General features: G+C 69.0%; 15 protein-coding genes. 6 read left to right on the forward strand and 9 right to left on the reverse strand.

Annotation, left to right across the window (positions count from 1 at the left end; translation table 11 throughout):
• Positions 1–55 precede the first annotated feature (55 nt).
• The 3 genes from RNB18_RS12960 to thyX form a co-directional block, all read right to left on the reverse strand.
• Entirely contained in the window at positions 56–1,741 is a 1,686-nt protein-coding gene (locus RNB18_RS12960) for a ribonuclease J (protein WP_311714267.1), read from the reverse strand.
• 153 nt (positions 1,742–1,894) lie between these two features.
• Positions 1,895–2,794 (reverse strand): 4-hydroxy-tetrahydrodipicolinate synthase, encoded by a 900-nt coding sequence (gene dapA, locus RNB18_RS12965; protein WP_266558811.1) that lies wholly within the window; start codon positions 2,792–2,794, stop codon positions 1,895–1,897.
• Between the two features lie 211 nt (positions 2,795–3,005).
• A complete protein-coding gene (gene thyX, locus RNB18_RS12970; protein ID WP_311714268.1) occupies positions 3,006–3,746 on the reverse strand; it encodes an FAD-dependent thymidylate synthase in 741 nt (246 codons plus the stop codon).
• A gap of 177 nt (positions 3,747–3,923) precedes the next feature.
• Here thyX and RNB18_RS12975 point away from each other — a divergent pair, with 177 nt between their 5' ends.
• Both RNB18_RS12975 and RNB18_RS12980 read left to right on the forward strand, forming a co-directional pair.
• Complete coding sequence (locus tag RNB18_RS12975) at positions 3,924–4,163, forward strand: hypothetical protein (RefSeq protein ID WP_311714755.1); 240 nt, start codon at positions 3,924–3,926, stop codon at positions 4,161–4,163.
• A gap of 124 nt (positions 4,164–4,287) precedes the next feature.
• On the forward strand, positions 4,288–4,842 hold the full coding sequence (locus RNB18_RS12980) for a phage holin family protein (protein ID WP_311714269.1): 555 nt from the start codon (positions 4,288–4,290) through the stop codon (positions 4,840–4,842).
• 70 nt (positions 4,843–4,912) lie between these two features.
• Here the strand turns inward: RNB18_RS12980 and RNB18_RS12985 are convergent, their stop codons facing one another.
• From RNB18_RS12985 to eccD, 6 genes are all read right to left on the reverse strand, one after another.
• Positions 4,913–5,368, reverse strand: coding sequence for a tetratricopeptide repeat protein (locus RNB18_RS12985; protein ID WP_311714270.1), 456 nt, complete (start codon positions 5,366–5,368; stop codon positions 4,913–4,915).
• Positions 5,368–6,120 (reverse strand): 4-hydroxy-tetrahydrodipicolinate reductase, encoded by a 753-nt coding sequence (dapB, locus tag RNB18_RS12990; RefSeq protein ID WP_311714271.1) that lies wholly within the window; start codon positions 6,118–6,120, stop codon positions 5,368–5,370. Before dapB ends, RNB18_RS12985 begins: the two co-directional genes overlap by 1 nt.
• Positions 6,121–6,155: 35 nt before the next feature.
• Positions 6,156–7,535, reverse strand: a complete 1,380-nt coding sequence (locus RNB18_RS12995) for a M16 family metallopeptidase (RefSeq protein ID WP_311714272.1) — start codon at positions 7,533–7,535, stop codon at positions 6,156–6,158.
• The gene (locus RNB18_RS13000; RefSeq protein WP_311714273.1) at positions 7,532–9,748 is read right to left on the reverse strand and encodes a polyribonucleotide nucleotidyltransferase; all 2,217 of its coding nucleotides are present in this window, start codon (positions 9,746–9,748) and stop codon (positions 7,532–7,534) included. Before RNB18_RS13000 ends, RNB18_RS12995 begins: the two co-directional genes overlap by 4 nt.
• A 314-nt stretch (positions 9,749–10,062) precedes the next feature.
• On the reverse strand, positions 10,063–10,350 hold the full coding sequence (gene rpsO, locus RNB18_RS13005) for a 30S ribosomal protein S15 (protein ID WP_311714274.1): 288 nt from the start codon (positions 10,348–10,350) through the stop codon (positions 10,063–10,065).
• A gap of 251 nt (positions 10,351–10,601) precedes the next feature.
• Positions 10,602–12,065 (reverse strand): type VII secretion integral membrane protein EccD, encoded by a 1,464-nt coding sequence (gene eccD / locus RNB18_RS13010; protein ID WP_311714275.1) that lies wholly within the window; start codon positions 12,063–12,065, stop codon positions 10,602–10,604.
• A gap of 260 nt (positions 12,066–12,325) precedes the next feature.
• On the opposite strand from eccD, the gene eccCa reads away from it, so the two are divergent.
• The 4 genes from eccCa to RNB18_RS13030 all read left to right on the forward strand — a co-directional run bounded on the left by eccCa (position 12,326) and on the right by RNB18_RS13030 (position 18,690).
• The gene (gene eccCa / locus RNB18_RS13015) at positions 12,326–16,264 is read left to right on the forward strand and encodes a type VII secretion protein EccCa (RefSeq protein ID WP_311714276.1); all 3,939 of its coding nucleotides are present in this window, start codon (positions 12,326–12,328) and stop codon (positions 16,262–16,264) included.
• Positions 16,265–16,350: 86 nt separating this feature from the next.
• Positions 16,351–16,659, forward strand: coding sequence for a hypothetical protein (locus tag RNB18_RS13020; protein ID WP_311714277.1), 309 nt, complete (start codon positions 16,351–16,353; stop codon positions 16,657–16,659).
• A complete protein-coding gene (locus RNB18_RS13025; protein WP_311714278.1) occupies positions 16,656–17,960 on the forward strand; it encodes a WXG100 family type VII secretion target in 1,305 nt (434 codons plus the stop codon). The genes RNB18_RS13020 and RNB18_RS13025 overlap by 4 nt, the downstream gene beginning before the upstream one ends.
• A gap of 13 nt (positions 17,961–17,973) precedes the next feature.
• Positions 17,974–18,690, forward strand: a complete 717-nt coding sequence (locus RNB18_RS13030; RefSeq protein ID WP_311714279.1) for a hypothetical protein — start codon at positions 17,974–17,976, stop codon at positions 18,688–18,690.
• Positions 18,691–18,702 lie beyond the last annotated feature (12 nt).

Below are 18,702 nucleotides of genomic sequence, written 5' to 3' on the forward strand. Positions count from 1 at the left end.
ATGCAAATCGAGGCGCCCCGCTCCTGGTTCACTCGGACCAGCGTCCGACGATCCGTCAGACTTCCACCACCACAGGGAGGATCATCGGCCTGCGGCGATAGGTGTCGGAGACCCACTTGCCCAGGGTCCGCCGCACCAGCTGTTGCAACTGGTGGGGTTCGACAACGCCGTCCTGCGCCGAGCGCTCCAGGACCTCGGTGATCCTCGGAATCACGTCACTGAACGCCGAGTCGTCGATGCCGGAGCCGCGGGCCTGGATGTGCGGGCCGCCCGTGATCTTGCCGGTGGACGAATCCACCACCAGGAAGACCGAGATGATGCCCTCGTCGCCGAGGATCTTGCGGTCCTTGAGTGCCGGCTCGCCGACATCGCCGACCGAGAGGCCGTCGACGTAGACGTATCCCGCCTGGACCTTGCCCGAGATCTTCGCCTTGCCCTCTACGAGGTCGACGACCACACCGTCCTCGGCGATGACGATCCGGTCCTGCGGGACGCCGGTCAGGGCGCCCAACTCGGCGTTGGCGCGCAGGTGCCGCCATTCGCCATGGACCGGCATCAGGTTCTTCGGCCGGCAGATGTTGTAGAAGTACAGGAGCTCGCCCGCGGACGCGTGGCCCGAGACATGCACCTTGGCGTTGCCCTTGTGGACGACATTGGCGCCCCAGCGGGTCAGGCCGTTGATCACCCGGTAGACCGCGTTCTCGTTTCCGGGGATCAGCGAGGACGCGAGGATCACCGTGTCGCCGTTGACGATCCGGATCTGGTGGTCGCGGTTGGCCATGCGGGACAGGGCTGCCATCGGTTCGCCCTGGGAGCCCGTGCAGACCAGGACCACCTCGTGGTCCGGGAGGTCGTCGAGCGTCTTGACGTCGACCACCAGGCCCGGGGGGACCTTCAGATAGCCGAGGTCGCGCGCGATGCCCATGTTGCGGACCATCGAGCGGCCGACGAAGGCGACCCGGCGGCCGTACTCGTGGGCCGCGTCCAGGATCTGCTGGATGCGGTGGATGTGGCTGGCGAAGCTCGCCACGATGATCCGCTTGCGGGCGTTGCCGAAGACCTGCCGCAGGACGTTCGAGATGTCCTTCTCCGGTGGGACGAAGCCCGGGACCTCGGCGTTCGTGGAGTCGGAGAGAAGGAGGTCGATGCCCTCCTCGCTCAACCGCGCGAACGCGTGCAGGTCCGTGAGACGCCCGTCCAGCGGGAGCTGGTCCATCTTGAAGTCGCCCGTGTGGACCACCATGCCGGCGGGCGTACGGATGGCGACCGCCAGGGCGTCGGGGATGGAGTGGTTGACCGCGACGAACTCGCAGTCGAAGGGACCGATGCGCTCGCGGTGTCCCTCCGCCACCTCGAGGGTGTAGGGGCGGATGCGGTGCTCCTGGAGCTTGGCCTCGATGAGCGCGAGGGTCAGCTTGGAGCCGATCAGTGGGATGTCCGGCTTCTCGCGCAGGAGGAACGGGACGCCACCGATGTGGTCCTCGTGGCCATGTGTGAGGACGATGCCCTCGATGTCGTCGAGGCGGTCCCTGACGGACGAGAAGTCCGGCAGGATCAGGTCGATTCCGGGTTGCTCCTCCTCCGGGAAGAGCACCCCGCAGTCGACGATCAGCAGGCGGCCGCCGTACTCGAAGACCGTCATGTTTCGGCCGATCTCGCCGAGACCGCCGAGTGGGGTGACCCGCAGGGCGCCTTCGAGGAGCGGCGGGGGCGGGGCCAGTTCAGGATGCGGATGACTCAAAAGACTCTCCTCACCACACACGCCACGTACCGGTGGGGCACATGGCGTGCGTGACGTTTATGCGTGTAGCAGTTGTCGTTGTGGTGCGGGCACCGGTGGCCCGCGTATTCAGTTGTTGAGTCCGTTTGCGCGCCGGGCGCGCGAAGTCTGGTGTTAGAGCTGTACCCCGCCGGCGGCAAGATCGATCTTGAGCTGCCCGATCTCGTCGGTGGAAAGCTCCACCATGGGGGCGCGCAGGGGCCCGGCGGGCAGGCCCTGGAGGGCGAGCGCGGCCTTGGTCGTCATCACGCCCTGGGTGCGGAACATGCCGGTGTACACGGGGAGCAGCTTCTGGTGGATCTCGGTGGCCTTCTGTACGTCGCCGGAGACGAACGCCTCGACCAGGGCGCGCAGGTCCGGGGTGACCACATGGCCGACGACCGAGACGAAGCCGACCGCGCCGACGGAGAGCAACGGGAGGTTCAGCATGTCGTCGCCGGAGTACCAGGCGAGGCCGGAGCGGGCGATGGCCCAGCTGGCGCGGCCGAGGTCGCCCTTGGCGTCCTTGTTGGCGACGATCCGCGGGTGCTCGGCGAGCCGGACCAGCGTCTCCGTGCTGATCGGGACCCCGCTGCGGCCCGGGATGTCGTAGAGCATCACGGGCAGCTCGGCGGCGTCGGCGACGGCCTTGAAGTGCCGGTACAGGCCCTCCTGCGGGGGCTTGTTGTAGTACGGCGTCACGATCAGGAGGCCGTGCGCCCCCACGTTCTCGGCGGCACGCGCCAGCTCGATGCTGTGGTGGGTGTCGTTGGTGCCGACGCCGGCGACGACGTGGGCGCGGTCGCCGACCGCCTCCAGTACGGCTCGTACCAGGTCCGATTTCTCCGCGTCACTGGTGGTGGGGGACTCGCCGGTGGTGCCGTTGATGATCAGGCCGTCGTTGCCTGCGTCCACCAGGTGGGTGGCGAGCCGCTGTGCGCCGTCGAGGTCGAGTGCGCCGTCCGCCGTGAACGGCGTGACCATGGCGGTGAGGACCCGCCCGAAGGGGGTCTGCGGAGTGGAGGTCGGAGCCATGGGTAACACGCTACTCGTTGCTCAAGGTGGGGTCTGCCCTAGGGGGACGCGACAAGTGGTGACAAATGCGGAGCCCGGCACTGCCTGCTCGGGGGTTCAAGCAGTGCCGGGTCCGTTCGATCAGGCTAAGTGAACTTCTCTAAATGCCGCAATACGGACACTTCGCCGGGAGGACCCGCACATCTGTACTCAGCGGGGAAACAGCCGTCCGTTACGGCGCCACACGGCCGTTCGCATTGAAGGCGGCGTAGGTGAGCGGCATGAGCTTCGCCCACTCCGCCTCCATCTTCTCGCCGACCATCTCGATCTCCCGCTGCGGGAAGGACGGCACCGTCGCCTGCTCGTGCTGGGTGCGCAGACCGAGGAAGTGCATGAGCGAGCGGGCGTTGCAGGTGGCGTACATCGAGGAGAACAGGCCGACGGGGAGGACCGAGCGGGCGACCTCGCGGGCGACGCCCTGCGCGAGCATCTCCTGGTAGGCGCGGTACGCCTGGCGGTACGACTCCTCCATGGCGCTGCCGACGGACTCGTGCTGCTCGGGGGTGCCCTCGACGAAGACGTACTTGCCCGGGCGGCCCTGCTGGACGAGCTTGCGGTCGGGGCCGGGGACGTAGAAGACGGGCTGGAGCTCCCGGTAGCGGCCGGACTCCTCGTTGTACGACCAGCCCACGCGGTGCCGCATGAACTCGCGGAACACGAGGATCGGGGCGTTGATGAAGAAGGTCATGGAGTTGTGCTCGAACGGGCTGCCGTGCCGGTCCCGCATGAGGTAGTTGATCAGGCCCTTGGAGCGTTCCGGGTCCTTGCTCAGCTCTTCCAGGGACTGCTCTCCGACGGTCGACACCCTGGCGGCGAACAGCACGTCGGAGTCGGCCGCGCTGTGCTTGACCAGTTCGACTGTGACGTCGTCGCGCAGCTCGATCTTGAAATCGTCGTCGGGGGTGGGGCTCACGGTTCGGGGGGTCCTTCCCAGCTCGTCGTATGGCGACGCCACTCTACGACCCGCCAAACGGGACTTTCACTGTCGTGACCGAGTTAAGTCGGCGAAACCGGGCACCTTTTGCGGCAACCGCTCGTCTGTACAGACAGCAGCGATTCGTTCGACCCCGAAGGGAGAAGTACCCCCATGCTGTTGCGTCGGCGCGAACCCGTACCGTTCGCCTTTCTCGCCGAAGCCGACAGGTTCCGCAGCAATGTCACCCCTCCACCCCGCCAGAGGGCGTCCGCCGGTGAGATGGCCGGACGCTGGTTGACGGGACTCACCATCGTCGCCGGACTCGTGGGATCCCTGGTGCTCGGGATGCCGGCGCTGTCACAGGATCAGGCGCCCGCACAGAACCAGCAGTCGCAAGCCTCCCAGGGGCACTGACTCTCTCCCACCACCGGAATGGCGTGGGAGATACCCCCATGGACCCCCTGAGGTGGCCGACAGGGTTACCGGCGGATAGCCTCACCGGGCACAGCCCACCGCATGGATCGAGTGAGGACCCGCCGTGCCCCTGCCCTTCCTGACGGCCGACCGCGCATTCGAGACGACGGACGACGTCGCGCTGCCGTTCGACAACCGTGACCACTGGCGCCGGCCCTACCGGCCCGGTCCGTGGCGGGTGGGCGTGGCCGCGATCCTGCTGCTGCTCGCCTCCTACGTGCTGTTCGCGGCGGTGATCATCGCGCTGACGGACTCACCGTCGGAGGCCGGTGTGGTGCTCGGCATCGCGGCGCTCGTCATCGTCGGCGCGCTGCGGCTGCTGCGCATGGGTGTGTGGGTCAGCGCTCGCGGGGTGCGCCGGGTGGGGTTCCTCTTCACCCGTACGGTGTCCTGGGACCAGGTCGTCGCCGTGCGGACGGCACAGCAGCCGGTGCGCTGGCTCGGGCTGCCGCGCACGGTCCAGGGGCAGGCGCTGACCCTCGTACGGCAGGGCCAGGCACCGCAGGACGTGTCGCCGCTGCTGACCACGCACAACGCGGACTTCCTCGCGCGCGGCCAGGCGTTCGAGCGGGCCGCGGACGCGGTGGAGGCCTGGGCCGCGGAGTACGGGAGGGTCTGAGCCCGACAGGGACGCATGGCGAAGGGGGCCGGTCCGCACCAGGACCGGCCCCCTTCGCCATGCCGGGGCTTCAGAGCTGCTGTACGGGCCTGCCGTCGTGCAGGGCTATCGCGCGCTGCATCGCTTTGCGCGCCCGGGGCGTGTCGCGGGCGTCGTGGTAGGCGACGGCGAGGCGGAACCAGCTGCGCCAGTCGTCGGGAGCCGCCTCCGTCTCGGCCCTGCGCTTGGCGAAGACCTCGTCGGCCGAGTCACGGTCGATCCGGCCGCCGGGCGTGCGCTGCAGTTCGTCGACGGGCAGGCCGCCCTCGGCGTCGAGCTCCGCGGCGAGAGCGTTGGCCCTGCGGACGAACTGGGTGTTCTTCCACAGGAACCACACGCCGATCACCGGCAGGATCAGCACCGCGACGCCGAAGGTGACGGTGATGAGGGTGCCGGACTGGATCAGCATGACGCCGCGGCTGCCGACCAGGACGAAGTAGAAGACCAGGACGGCGGCCGTGATGGCGTAGGACAGCTTGGCGCGCATCAGCCCAGGTCCAGGAAGTTCTCCAGGCCGAAGGTCAGGCCCGGGGTCGTGACCACTCGGCGGGCGCCGAGCAGGATGCCCGGCATGAAGCTGCTGTGGTGGAGGGAGTCGTGGCGGACCGTCAGGGTCTCGCCCTCCCCGCCGAGCAGGACCTCCTGGTGGGCGAGCAGACCGCGCAGGCGGACGGCGTGGACGGGGATCCCGTCGACGTCCGCGCCGCGCGCCCCGTCCAGGGCCGTCTCCGTGGCGTCCGGTGCCGGGGCCGTGCCCGCCGCGCGCCGGGCCTCGGCGATGAGCTGGGCCGTGCGTGTGGCGGTGCCGGACGGGGCGTCGACCTTCTTGGGGTGGTGGAGCTCGACGACCTCGACGGACTCGAAGTAGGGCGCGGCGATCTGCGCGAACTTCATCGTCAGGACCGCCCCGATGGAGAAATTGGGCGCGATGAGGACGCCCGTCTGCGGGGAGGCATCCAGCCAGTTTTTCAGCTGCGCGAGACGTTCGTCGGTCCAGCCCGTCGTACCGACGACGGCGTGGATGCCGTGGCCGACGCAGTACTCGAGGTTGTCCATCACCGAGGCCGGCGTGGTGAGTTCGACGGCGACCTGCGCGCCGGTCTCGGCCAGGGTCTCCAGTGTGTCGCCCCGGCCGAGGGCGGCCACCAGCTCCATGTCCTCGGCGGCCTCGACGGCCTTGACCGCCTCGGCGCCGATCCGGCCCTTGGCTCCGAGGACCGCCACGCGCAGCTTGCTCATCTTCTTGCTTCCTTAACCGATGCAACCGGGGTGGATCAGGCGACGGCGTCGTGCAGTCGGGCCGCCTGCTTGTCCTTCAGCGGGCCGATGACCGACAGCGACGGACGCTGTCCCAGGATCTCGTGGGCGACCGCACGCACGTCGTCCGGGGTGACCGACGCTATCCGGGTCAGCATGTCGTCGACGGACATCTGCTCGCCCCAGCACAGCTCGCTCTTGCCGATGCGGTTCATCAGCGCGCCGGTGTCCTCCAGGCCCAGGACCGTGGAGCCCCTCAGCTGGCCGATGGCGCGGCCGATCTCGTCGTCCGAGAGGCCGTGTTCGGCGACCTGGTCGAGTTCGTCGCGGCAGATCTTCAGCACGTCGTGGACCTGCGAGGGCCGGCAGCCGGCGTACACGCCGAACAGGCCGCAGTCGGCGAAGCCGGAGGTGTACGAGTAGACGCTGTACGCCAGTCCGCGCTTCTCCCTGACCTCCTGGAAGAGGCGCGAGGACATGCCGCCGCCGAGGGCGGTGTTGAGCACGCCGAGGGCCCAGCGGCGCTCGTCCGTGCGGGGCAGGCCGGGCATGCCGAGGACGACGTGTGCCTGCTCGGTCTTGCGGCCGATCAGTTCGACGCGGCCCGCGGTGCGCAGGGCGCGCCTGCCGTCGCGCGGGGCGATGGGCATGGCGTCGGGGCTCTTCAGGGCGCCGGCCTTCTCGAAGGCGGCGCGGACCTGTCGTACGACCTTGTTGTGGTCGACGTTGCCGGCGGCCGCGACCACGAGATGGGTCGGGTCGTAGTGCTTCTTGTAGAAGCGGCGGATGCGGTCGGCGGTGAGGGCGTTGACCGTGTCCACCGTGCCGAGGACCGGGCGGCCGAGGGGGTTGTCGCCGAACATCGTGTGCGCGAACAGGTCGTGCACACAGTCGCCCGGGTCGTCCTCGGTCATGGCGATCTCTTCGAGGATCGCACCGCGCTCGACGTTGACGTCCTCTTCGAGGATGAGTGAGCCCGTCAGCATGTCGCAGACGACGTCTATGGCCAGCGGCAGGTCGGCGTCGAGCACGCGCGCGTAGTAGCACGTGTACTCCTTCGCCGTGAAGGCGTTCATCTCGCCGCCGACCGCGTCGATGGCGGAGGAGATGTCCAGGGCGCTGCGCTTCGTGGTGCCTTTGAAGAGCAGGTGCTCCAGGTAGTGGGTGGCGCCGTTCAGGGCGGGCGTCTCGTCGCGGGAGCCGACGTGCGCCCAGATGCCGAAGGTCGCCGAGCGGACCGACGGCAGGGTTTCGGTGACGATGCGCAGGCCGCCGGGGAGGGTGGTCTTGCGGACGACACCGATGCCGTTGGTGCCCTTGATCAGGGTTTGGGTACGGGCGACGGCCCGCGCCTCCGAGGAGGTGCGGGCCGTCGCCGTGGAGCTACTCGACGTCACTGGTCGGTGTCGTCCTTCTTCTCATCGTCGCCTTCGCCCTCGATCACGGGGATCAGGGAGAGCTTGCCGCGGGAGTCGATCTCGGCGATCTCGACCTGGACCTTGGCGCCCACACCGAGCACGTCCTCGACGTTCTCCACGCGCTTGCCGCCGGCGAGCTTGCGGATCTGCGAGATGTGCAGCAGACCGTCCTTGCCGGGGAGCAGCGAGACGAACGCACCGAAGGTGGTCGTCTTGACGACCGTACCCAGGTAGCGCTCGCCGACCTCCGGCATGGTCGGGTTGGCGATCGAGTTGATCGTGGTGCGGGCGGCCTCGGCGGACGGGCCGTCGACCGCGCCGATGTAGATCGTGCCGTCGTCCTCGATCGTGATGTCGGCGCCGGTGTCCTCCTGGATCTGGTTGATCATCTTGCCCTTGGGGCCGATGACCTCGCCGATCTTGTCCACGGGGATCTTGACGGTGATGATCCGCGGGGCGTTGGGGGACATCTCGTCCGGCGTGTCGATCGCTTCCATCATCACGTCGAGGATGTGGAGGCGGGCGTCACGGGCCTGCTTGAGAGCGGCGGCCAGGACGGAGGCGGGGATGCCGTCCAGCTTGGTGTCGAGCTGGAGGGCGGTGACGAACTCCTTGGTGCCGGCGACCTTGAAGTCCATGTCACCGAAGGCGTCCTCCGCACCGAGGATGTCGGTGAGGGTGACGTAGTGCGTCTCGCCTTCGATGTCCTGGGAGATCAGGCCCATGGCGATACCGGCGACGGGGGCCTTCAGCGGCACACCGGCGTTCAGCAGCGACATGGTGGAGGCGCAGACCGAGCCCATGGACGTCGAGCCGTTGGAGCTCAGCGCCTCGGAGACCTGGCGGATCGCGTAGGGGAACTCCTCGCGGGTCGGCAGGACCGGGACCAGGGCGCGCTCGGCGAGGGCGCCGTGGCCGATCTCGCGACGCTTCGGGGAGCCGACGCGGCCGGTCTCACCGGTGGAGTACGGCGGGAAGTTGTAGTTGTGCATGTAGCGCTTGCGGGTCACCGGGGAGAGGGTGTCCAGCTGCTGCTCCATGCGGAGCATGTTGAGGGTGGTGACGCCCAGGATCTGGGTCTCGCCACGCTCGAACACCGCGGAGCCGTGCACGCGCGGGATGGCCTCGACCTCGGCGGCGAGCGTACGGATGTCCGTCACGCCACGGCCGTCGATGCGCTTCTTCTCCTTGATCACGCGCTCGCGGACGAGCTGCTTGGTCAGGGAGCGGTACGCGGCGGAGATCTCCTTCTCGCGACCCTCGAACTCCGGCAGGAGCTTCTCGGCGGCGAGCGCCTTGACGCGGTCCAGCTCGGCCTCGCGCTCCTGCTTGGCCGCGATGGTCAGCGCGGAGGCGAGCTCCGGGCGGACGGCGGCGGACAGCGCCTCCAGGATGTCGTCCTGGTAGTCGAGGAAGATCGGGAACTCGCCGGTGGGCTTGGCGGCCTTCGACGCGAGGTCGGCCTGGGCCTTGCAGAGCACCTTGATGAAGGGCTTCGCGGCGTCCAGACCGGCGGCGACGACCTCTTCGGTCGGAGCCTCGGCGCCGCCCTTGACCAGCTGGATGGTCTTCTCGGTGGCCTCGGCCTCGACCATCATGATCGCGACGTCGCCGTCCTCCAGGGTGCGGCCCGCGACGACCATGTCGAAGACAGCGTCCTCGAGCTCGGAGTGCGTCGGGAAGGCCACCCACTGGCCGTTGATCAGCGCGACGCGGACGCCGCCGATCGGGCCGGAGAAGGGCAGGCCGGCCAGCTGCGTGGACGCGGAGGCGGCGTTGATCGCCACGACGTCGTACAGGTGGTCGGGGTTGAGCGCCATGATCGTGGCGACGACCTGGATCTCGTTGCGCAGGCCCTTCTTGAAGGAGGGGCGCAGCGGGCGGTCGATCAGGCGGCAGGTGAGGATGGCGTCCTCGGAGGGGCGGCCCTCACGGCGGAAGAAGCTGCCGGGGATCTTGCCGGCGGCGTACATCCGCTCCTCGACGTCCACCGTCAGGGGGAAGAAGTCGAGCTGGTCCTTGGGGTTCTTGGAGGCGGTGGTGGCCGACAGCACCATGGTGTCGTCGTCCAGGTACGCCACGGCGGAGCCGGCGGCCTGCTTGGCCAGGCGGCCCGTCTCGAAGCGGATGGTGCGGGTGCCGAAGGAGCCGTTGTCGATGACGGCCTCGGCGTAGTGGGTCTCGTTCTCCACTAGCGTTTTCTCCGTTACTTATCGTCTGCGTTGCGTCTTTTGTCCCGATCCGCCCGTGTGGCGGGGGGACGTGAGCGGAGAAGCGCTCCATCTGGTGCGGGCCGGTCTTCGATCGAAGCACCCGGGTTCGCAAGGCCCGGGGGCCACTACCGAGGACCGGCGGCGGCGAGGTGCACTTCTCCTCGTGTTCCTGCGTTGTGCTACCACACTACAAAGTGGGTGTGACACTGCGCACGTTTCCGTACGTACGTCGAGCACGTACGGCAAAGGGAGCGGTCCCCGATCGTTTCGGGAACCGCTCCCTTCACGGCGTCCTACTTGGCGCCCGCCGCACCGCGGCGGATGCCGAGGCGGTCGACCAGCGCACGGAAGCGCTGGATGTCCTTCTTCGCCAGGTACTGGAGAAGGCGACGGCGCTGACCGACGAGGATCAGCAGACCACGACGGGAGTGGTGGTCGTGCTTGTGGGTCCTGAGGTGCTCGGTCAGGTCCGAGATACGGCGCGAGAGCATCGCGACCTGGACCTCGGGGGAGCCGGTGTCGCCCTCCTTCTGGCCGAACTCGCTGATGATCTGCTTCTTCGTAGCGGCGTCGAGCGGCACGCGTACTCCTCGTAGTCTCTTGGTAGCCACCGAGTGCCCCTGGTCCACTTCTCAGGGGAGCTTCCGTAACTCGGGAGGCGGGGATCCGCTGGGCGCGGCCTCCAGAGCGGTGAGCTCCGGGGGTGCGTACACAAACGGCCGTCAGCCAGGGTATCAGCCCGACGGCAGTGCCCCGGCCCACGCCGGGGTCGTACACATGCCGCGGCGGCTGCCACCCGTGTGGGTGACAGCCGCCGCGAGGTGTGCGGGGCTCAGCTGGTCATGCCGCGGGCCGCCGCGTACAGGTCGAGGACCGCGAGGCACAGCGGGACGAGGGAGAGGAGCACCGCGCCCTCGCTCAGGTCGAGCATCCGGCCCCAGAAGGGGGTCACGCCCTTACGCGGCACGATCAGGGCGATGGCCACCAGGAGCGTGGCACCCAGGGCCACCGCGGCGGACAGCCAGACGGTGCGGATGTCCAGCGGGGCGCTGTTGTGGTCGTAGATGAGGTCCTTGATGATGTCGGCCGGCGGGTTCAGGGCGAGACCGAGGACCAGCAGGCTGACGGTGATGATGCCCGAGATCATCAGGGTCACGACCTGGGACGTGTACAGGAAGAGCCGGGCCCGCATCAGCATGGCGAGGCCGGCCGCCAGCGACAGCAGCTGGGCCCAGCCGCTGCTGGAGAAGCCGAGCACCACACCCGCGGAGGCGACGCCGGTGACCGCGGCGCCGCCGACGAGGCCGAGCAGCAGCTCGTGGCCGCGGCGGGCCTGGTCGGTGATGAGCTGGTAGTCGACCGGCTCCTGCTCCTGCTGGTCCTCGGCGCGACCGCGCTTGGCGATCTGGTCGGGCGAGCGGAAGCCGATGGGCAGCCGGGAGAAGCGGGCGGACCAGCCGGGCAGGAAGCCGATGACGGCGACCATGACCACGGCGGTGACGGCGGCGGCCTCGCGCGGCTCGGCCTCGGAGACGATCGCGGCGAAGGTGGCGAGGACGCCGATGCCGGCGCCGAACGCGGCGGCGATGAAGGGCGCGTCCTTCTGGGGCAGCATCAGGACGAGCAGCACCGCGGCGACGAGGACGGCGGCGAAGCCGACGAGGAGGTTCAGCCGGCCGGGGCCCTCGCCCGCGTCGAGGGCCATGATGCCGGAGCCGCCGACCATCAGGTGCGGCAGCGAGGCGAGGCCGAGGGCCACGGCCGCGTGGTGGTCGTCGTAGACGCGGGCGCGGACGGAGGCGAGCGCGACGAGGACGACACCGGTGGCTCCGGCGATGACGCCCGGCAGTCCGTGCATGTCGTGGCGCAGCGGCTCCGAGAACCACAGGGCCAGCGCCATCATCGTCAGCAGCAGCGCGCCGGCGGTCAGGCCGACGACGCGCATCATGCCGTCGTTCCAGCTGCGCCGGTCGGCCTCGACGACGGCGGCCACGGCGTCGACGACGTCGTCGAAGACGGCGGGCGGCAGGGAGTCCGCGAACGGCCGCAGGAGCAGCAATTCGCCATCGCGTATCTGCTGTTCGGAGAGCGAGCGGCCGTCGTCGAGGACGGAGCCGTCCCTGCGTACGAGGTTGTACCCGGTGGGCGCGGCCTCTTCGGGTGTCTGTCCCGACAGCCGCAGGATCTCCGGGTATACGTCAGAGAGCGGCACGTCCTCGGGAAGTGCCACATCGATCCGGCTGTTCGGTGCCGCCACCGTGACCCGGCAGAATCCGGTTGCTGAAACCGTACTCACCTGACGGTTCCCCCTAGTCCAGTACTCGGTGATTCGTCGCGGTTTGCCAGGGCGATTCCCGCTCCGCGCTTCGTTTGGAGCGTCACCCTACCGTCCCCTTGCGGCTTCTCCCCATCCCCTCCCGGCTCAAGGGGCCCGCAGAACAGTAGGATCAACGCCCGGCTCATGTGTTGGCAAAGCCCCATGAGTTGACGAACATACGGGGGCCGTCACGACGGGGGCGGTTCGACATTGCGATTGCGTGAAGGACTGGTGGATCGGTGAGCGTCGTCATCGTCAAGCGCCCGCCGCGGGTACTCCCGCCGGAGGTGCCGAGTGAGGAGGTCAAGCTCGAGTCACCTCCCGAACTCCCTCGTACCGAGGACGACAGCCTCCTGATGAACCTGCTGCCCATGCTGGGCATGGGTTCGTCGGCGGCTTTCTTCTTCATGCCCGGCGCCCAGGGCTTCATGAAGATCATGGGCGGCCTCATGATGGTGTCCACTGTCGCCATGCTGGTCGCCCAGATCGTGCGGGCCCGGAAGGGGCCGTCCGGTCAGATGGCCGAGGCTCGGCGCGACTACCTCAAGTACCTGGCGCAGAAGCGCCGTGAGGTGCGGCGCACGGTGCACAAGCAGCGCGACGCCCAGTACTACCTGCACCCGGCGCCGGAGCAGCTGTGGGCGCTGGTCGCCGAGGGGTCGCGGCTGTGGGAGCGGCGGGCCATGGACCCGGACTTCGTCCAGGTCCGGATCGGCCTGGGTCCGCAGCAGTTGGCGACGCCGCTGGTCGCGCCCGACACCGCGCCGGTGGACGAGCTGGAGCCGCTGACCGCGCACGCGATGCAGCAGTTCATCGCGAGCTACGGCACGCTCGGTGAACTCCCGCTGGCCATCGGACTGCGCTCCTTCTACCACGTGACGATCTCCGGGGACGCTGAGACGGTCTACGGCCAGACCCGGTCGGTGGTCGGTCAACTGGCCTCGCTGCACTCGCCCGAGGACGTGGTGATCGCGGTCGTGGCCTCGCCGGGTGCGGCGGTGGACTGGGAGTGGACCAAGTGGCTGCCGCACATGCAGCACAAGGAGTCCGACGGCGCCGGCAGCCGCCGTCTGCTCTGCTACGACCTCGGCGAGCTCGAGGAGATGATCGCCCACCAGCTGGAGGGCCGCCCCCGTTGGAGCCGTGACGGCTCGCCGGTGCTCGACCAGCCGCACGTGGTCGTCGTACTCGACGGCGGCGGTGTCCCCGCCGACTCGGTCCTCGCCTCGGCGGAGGGCCTGCAGGGCGTGACCATCGTCGAGGTGGTGCCCGGCGAACTCGACGAGGCGCGTGGCTCGCTGTCGGTGCGGGTGTGGCCCGACGCCATGGAGCTGGAGGCGGGCACGGGAGTCTTCACCGGTGTCCCCGACGTCCTGTCGCAGGCGCAGGCGGAGTCGCTGGGCCGCCAGTTGGCGCCCCTGCGGCTCGGTGCCGCCGATGCGGACGAACCGCTGCTGGCGAACCTGGACTTCACCGACCTGATGCAGATCGGTGACGCTGCGGGCGTGGACGTCTCGCGCACCTGGCGGCCGCGCACCCTGCACGAGCGGCTGCGCGTGCCGATCGGTCTCGGCGAGAGCGGCGAGCCGGTCATGCTGGACCTCAAGGAGGCCTCGCAGGAGGGCATGGGCCCGCACGGCCTGTGCGTCGGCGCCACCGGTTCCGGCAAGTCGGAGCTGCTGCGCACCCTGGTCCTCGGCCTCGCGGTGACGCACTCGTCCGAGACGCTCAACTTCGTCCTCGCGGACTTCAAGGGTGGTGCCACCTTCACCGGCATGGGCAACATGCCGCACGTCTCCGCGGTCATCACCAACCTGGCCGACGAGCTCACGCTCGTGGACCGGATGCGTGACTCCATCACCGGTGAGCTGACCCGCCGCCAGGAACTCCTGCGGCAGGCCGGCAACTACGCCAACATCACCGACTACGAGAAGGCGCGCGCCGCCGGTGCCGCGCTCGACCCGCTGCCCTCGCTCGTCCTGATCATCGACGAGTTCAGCGAACTGCTCGCCGCCAAGCCCGACTTCATCGAGATGTTCATCCAGATCGGCCGTATCGGCCGTTCACTGGGTGTGCACATGCTGCTCGCCTCGCAGCGCCTCGAGGAGGGCAAGCTGCGCGGCCTGGACACCTTCCTGTCGTACCGCATCGGTCTGCGCACCTTCTCCGCGGCCGAGTCCCGTACGGCGATCGGTGTGCCCGACGCCTACCACCTGCCGAACGTCCCCGGTGCCGGCATCCTCAAGTACGACACCGAGACGATGGTGCAGTTCAAGGCCGCCTACGTGTCGGGGACCTACCGGCCGAACGGACCGACGGTCCAGGGCGGCGGCCGGATCGACCGCTCCCCCGTACTGTTCACCGCCGCGCCGGTGCCGGTGCGGATCCTCGCCGAGCCGGAACCGGAGACCCGGAGCAACCAGGTCGACGACGCGCTCGCCGACACCGTCCTCGACGTCATCGTCAGCCGCCTGGACGGTCAGGGCCCGCCCGCCCACCAGGTGTGGCTGCCGCCGCTGGACGAGCCGTTCAGCCTCGACCAGGTGCTGCCGGCCCTCAACATCAGCGCGGAGCGCGGTCTGCACGCCGAGGGCTACCACGCCCAGAGCAAGCTGACCGTCCCGGTCGGCCTGGTCGACAAGCCCTTCGAGCAGCGCCGTGACGTGATGTACGCGGACCTGTCGGGGTCCGCCGGTCACGCGCTGATCGTGGGTGGCCCGCAGTCCGGCAAGTCGACGCTCGTGCGCACGATGATCACGTCGTTCGCGCTCACCCACACCCCGGCCGAAGTGCAGTTCTACGCCCTCGACTTCGGCGGCGGCGGCATGCTCGCGCTGGAGAACCTGGCCCACATGGGCGGCGCGGCCTCCCGTCTGGACCAGGAGAAGGTCCGCCGTACGGTCGCGGAGGTGCACGGCATCCTCAACGCCCGTGAGGAGTTCTTCCGCTCCAAGAGCATCGACTCCATGGGCACCTTCCGAAACCGCCGGGCGCAGGGCCACTACCCCGACCAGCAGTGGGGCGACGTCTTCCTCATCATCGACGGCTGGGCGACGTTCAAGAACGACTACGAGATGCTCGACCCGGTCATCGCGGACATCGCCACCCGTGGTCTGGGTTTCGGTATCCACCTGGTCATCACCGCGACCCGCTACACCGAGATGCGGCCCGCGCTGCGCGACCAGATCCTCAGCCGCCTCGAACTGCGGCTCGGTGACGCGATGGAGTCGGAGTTCGACCGCAAGCGGGCCGAGAACGTGCCGATGGGCAAGCCCGGCCGCGGTCTGTCCCCGGACAAGCTGGACTACCTCGCCGCCACGCCCCGGATCGACGGGTCGACCGCGGTGGAGGACCTCGCCGACGGCATGGCGAACCTCGTCCAGAGCGTCAACAACGCCTGGCAGGGCCCGGCGGCACCGAAGGTGCGGATGCTGCCGACCATGCTGCACGCGTCCGAGCTGCCCGGCGGCGGCGACTTCGGCAGCCGCGGTATCGCGGTCGGTGTCGACGAGCTCACCCTCTCGCCGGTCTTCGTGGACTTCGAGACCGACCCGCTGTTCGTCATCTACGGCGAGAGCGAGTCCGGCAAGTCCTCGCTGCTGCGGTTCATCGCCAAGCAGGTCTCGGAGCGGTACGCGACCAACAAGGCGCTGTTCGTGGTCTCGGACTTCCGGCGCGCGCTGCTCGGCCAGGTGCCCGAGAGCCACATGTACAAGTACTGCGCCTCGGGTCCGCAGCTCCAGGAGGTCATGGAGTCGCTGGCCGGCTCGATGAGCCGCCGTATGCCGGGCCCGGACGTGACGCCGGACCAGCTGCGCAACCGCTCCTGGTACAACGAGCCCGACGCGTTCATCTTCATCGACGACTACGACCTCGTCGCCACGTCGATGGGCAACCCGATGTCGGTGCTCCTGGAGTACCTGCCGTTCGCGCGTGACCTGGGTCTGCGCATCATCCTGGCCCGCTCCACGTCCGGCGCCTCACGCTCCTCCTTCGAGCCGGTCCTCACCCGGATCAAGGAGCTCGGCGCGCAGGGCATCGTGCTGTCCGGTGACCCGTCGGAGGGCCCGGTGTTCAACAACATCAAGGCCGCCCCGATGCCTCCGGGCCGTGGCCAGTTCATCTCGCGCCGGACGAGCGGCCAGCTCGTCCAGACGGGATACCTGCCGGAGAGCTGAGCCTCTTCGGGTGGAGGGGCGGCCGTGTCTGCGGGCCGCCCCTCTTTGTTTGTGTGAAAGAAACCTGTCCAACGGGGAGAGAGCCTGTGACGGAGTACTTCAAGACCGACACCGCCGAACTGGGGCGGTTCAAAAGGACGTTGGAAGATGCGAAGTCCGAGCTGGACAACGTCCGCAAGTGGATGCAGGACGTGTCCGCGGAGGGCATCGGCACCAAGGAGCTCGATGACGCCTGTGCCGAGTTCCACGAGCACTGGAAATACGGCTCCGAGCAGATCGCGGAGCTGACCGGGAAGTTCGCGGACAGCGTGGGCCAGAGCAAGGCCAACTACGACGAGGTCGACCACGCCCTCGAAGAGGGCTTCCGCAAGGCGGCGCAGGGAGGCGGCAAGTGACTGCGAACTCCTATCCGTCCCTGGGCTTCGACCCGGCACCGGGCAGTGTCTCAGTCGTATCGGAGCTGACGTCACGGCTCCAGAAGTCGGCGCAGACCATCTCCGACGCCCACAAGATGATCGAGAATCTGCGCTCGGGCGGCGACTGGGAGGGGGATGCGGCGGTCGCCTTCCGCGAGCAGCTCGACGGGGCACTGCCGACGAACCTGAAGAACGCCCACTCGTCCATCACCAGGGCAGCCACCGCGCTGGCCGACTGGCAGAAGGCGCTGGACGGCTACCAGCAGCGGGCGCGGGCCCTCGACAGCGACGCGAAGGACGCCAAGGGGAGGATCGGGACCGCGGAGGGCCAGGAGAAGACAGCCTCCGCGAACCCCGACCTCAAGCTCGCGGGCAAGACGTTCACGGACGACGCGGAGCTGAAGAACGCGCAGGCACGGCTGGACCGGGCGACTGAGGAGCTCACCAAGGCACGCGAGGCGGTGACCAACGCCAGGACCGCGTACAACGACGTCGTCAGGAAGGCGCAGGAGCTCCAGGAGGAGCACGGCACCGACGCCCGCGGCAGGGCGCGCGTACTGCGCGACTCCACGGACAAGCTGGCGCCCGAGGAACCGAACTGGTTCGAGAAAGCCATGGACTGGGTCGGCGACAACCTCACCGACATCCTCGGCACGATCGCGGCCATCGCGGGTCTCGCGGCGCTCTTCTTCGCCGTACCGGTCGGCCCCATCCTCCTGCTGGTCGCGGCGGCGGCGAGCGCGGCGACCCTGATCAGCCGGTTGTCCGATCCGGTGGTGCGCGCATCGCTCAAGGACGGGTTCACCAAAGGGGAGTTCGACGCCGACTTCTGGAGCAACGCGGTGGGCGTGGTCGGCGACACCCTCGGCATGGTCCCGGGCGTTGGCGCCGTCGCACGAGGGGTCAACGGTGCGGCGCGGTCGGCGAGCGCCGGCGCGGAGGCCCTCACCCTCGGCGAGAGGCTGAGCAGTGCCGGTGGCAAGACCTGGCTGGCCGCGCAGCGCATCCACGCCGCCGAGAACCCGTTGACCACCTGGCTGGTGAAGGGCGCCGCCGACCCGTCCTCGGCGGCGAAGATCATCGACGTCTCGGTCTCCGGCGCGGGAGCGCTGACCGGCACGTACGGCGTGGCCAAGAACCTGTGGGACGAGATCAAGAACCCCGCCGCGGAGAACGCGGCGACCGGGGCGGACGGTGTCCGGGCCGGCAGTTTCGACGGGGCCGGCCATGGTGCCACCGCCCTCAAGACGCTGAAGATCCTGTTCGGCGCGACGCACTGAAGGAGTGGAACTCATGACCGACGACGCGGACGAGTTCGAGTACGCCATCGACGAGTCGGCCATGGAGCGTGGCTGCGACCTGTGGTTCGCGCTCGCGCCCGGCTATGTGGAGGTCCCCTTCCGCGATCTCTTCGCCGATCCGGAGTCTGCCGAGGGCGCGAGGGTGGTCGAGGCCGTCGAGTCGCTCCTCGAACTGGTCCCGCAGGAGCAGCAGGCCGGCTTCCTGGAGCAGCTCGCCCAGGCCAGGGCCCTCACTTCGGAGATGCGGCGGGAAGGCGTGGTGAGCTTCGCCATCGGCGCCCACGAGGGGGACGACGGCGCCATGCTGGAGTCGGTCGTCATGCTCGCCCGCCGCGAGATCCCCTGGACCCCGCCGAAGCTGGCGGCGGCGCAGGCGGCGACCGCACGCAAGAACGCGCTGCCGATCGCCGTGGTGGACCTGCCCTGCGGGCCCGGCGCGTTCACCGAGTCACTGGTGGAGCTGCCGGCGGAGGCCGACTCCCGGCAGCGTTCCCTGTACGAGGCGACCGCGTATCTGCCCTTCCCGGATGGGCGGAACCTCGCGGTCCTCACACTGACGACGACGGCCGTCGGCGCTCGCGAGAACTACCGTGACATCCACCGCGCCATGGCGGAGATGGTGAGCTTCGACAACCCGCTCCCCGAGGAGTTCAAGGCCCGGATTCCCGAGTCCGAGGTCGAGGCGTCCATGCGCGCGGTCTTCGGCTGACCTCGATGGAGA

This window comes from Streptomyces doebereineriae (assembly GCF_031845645.1).
GTDB classification, from domain to species: domain Bacteria; phylum Actinomycetota; class Actinomycetes; order Streptomycetales; family Streptomycetaceae; genus Streptomyces; species Streptomyces canus.

What these genes read in the sequence shown, in the direction of transcription:
- RNB18_RS12985 (WP_311714270.1), bottom strand. Translation starts at nt 5,368, where the DNA reads ATGCGCGCCAAGCTGTCCTACGCCATCACGGCCGCCGTCCTGGTCTTC.
- RNB18_RS13030 (WP_311714279.1), top strand. Translation starts at nt 17,974, where the DNA reads ATGACCGACGACGCGGACGAGTTCGAGTACGCCATCGACGAGTCGGCC.
- dapA (WP_266558811.1), bottom strand. Translation starts at nt 2,794, where the DNA reads ATGGCTCCGACCTCCACTCCGCAGACCCCCTTCGGGCGGGTCCTCACC.
- dapB (WP_311714271.1), bottom strand. Translation starts at nt 6,120, where the DNA reads ATGAGCAAGCTGCGCGTGGCGGTCCTCGGAGCCAAGGGCCGGATCGGC.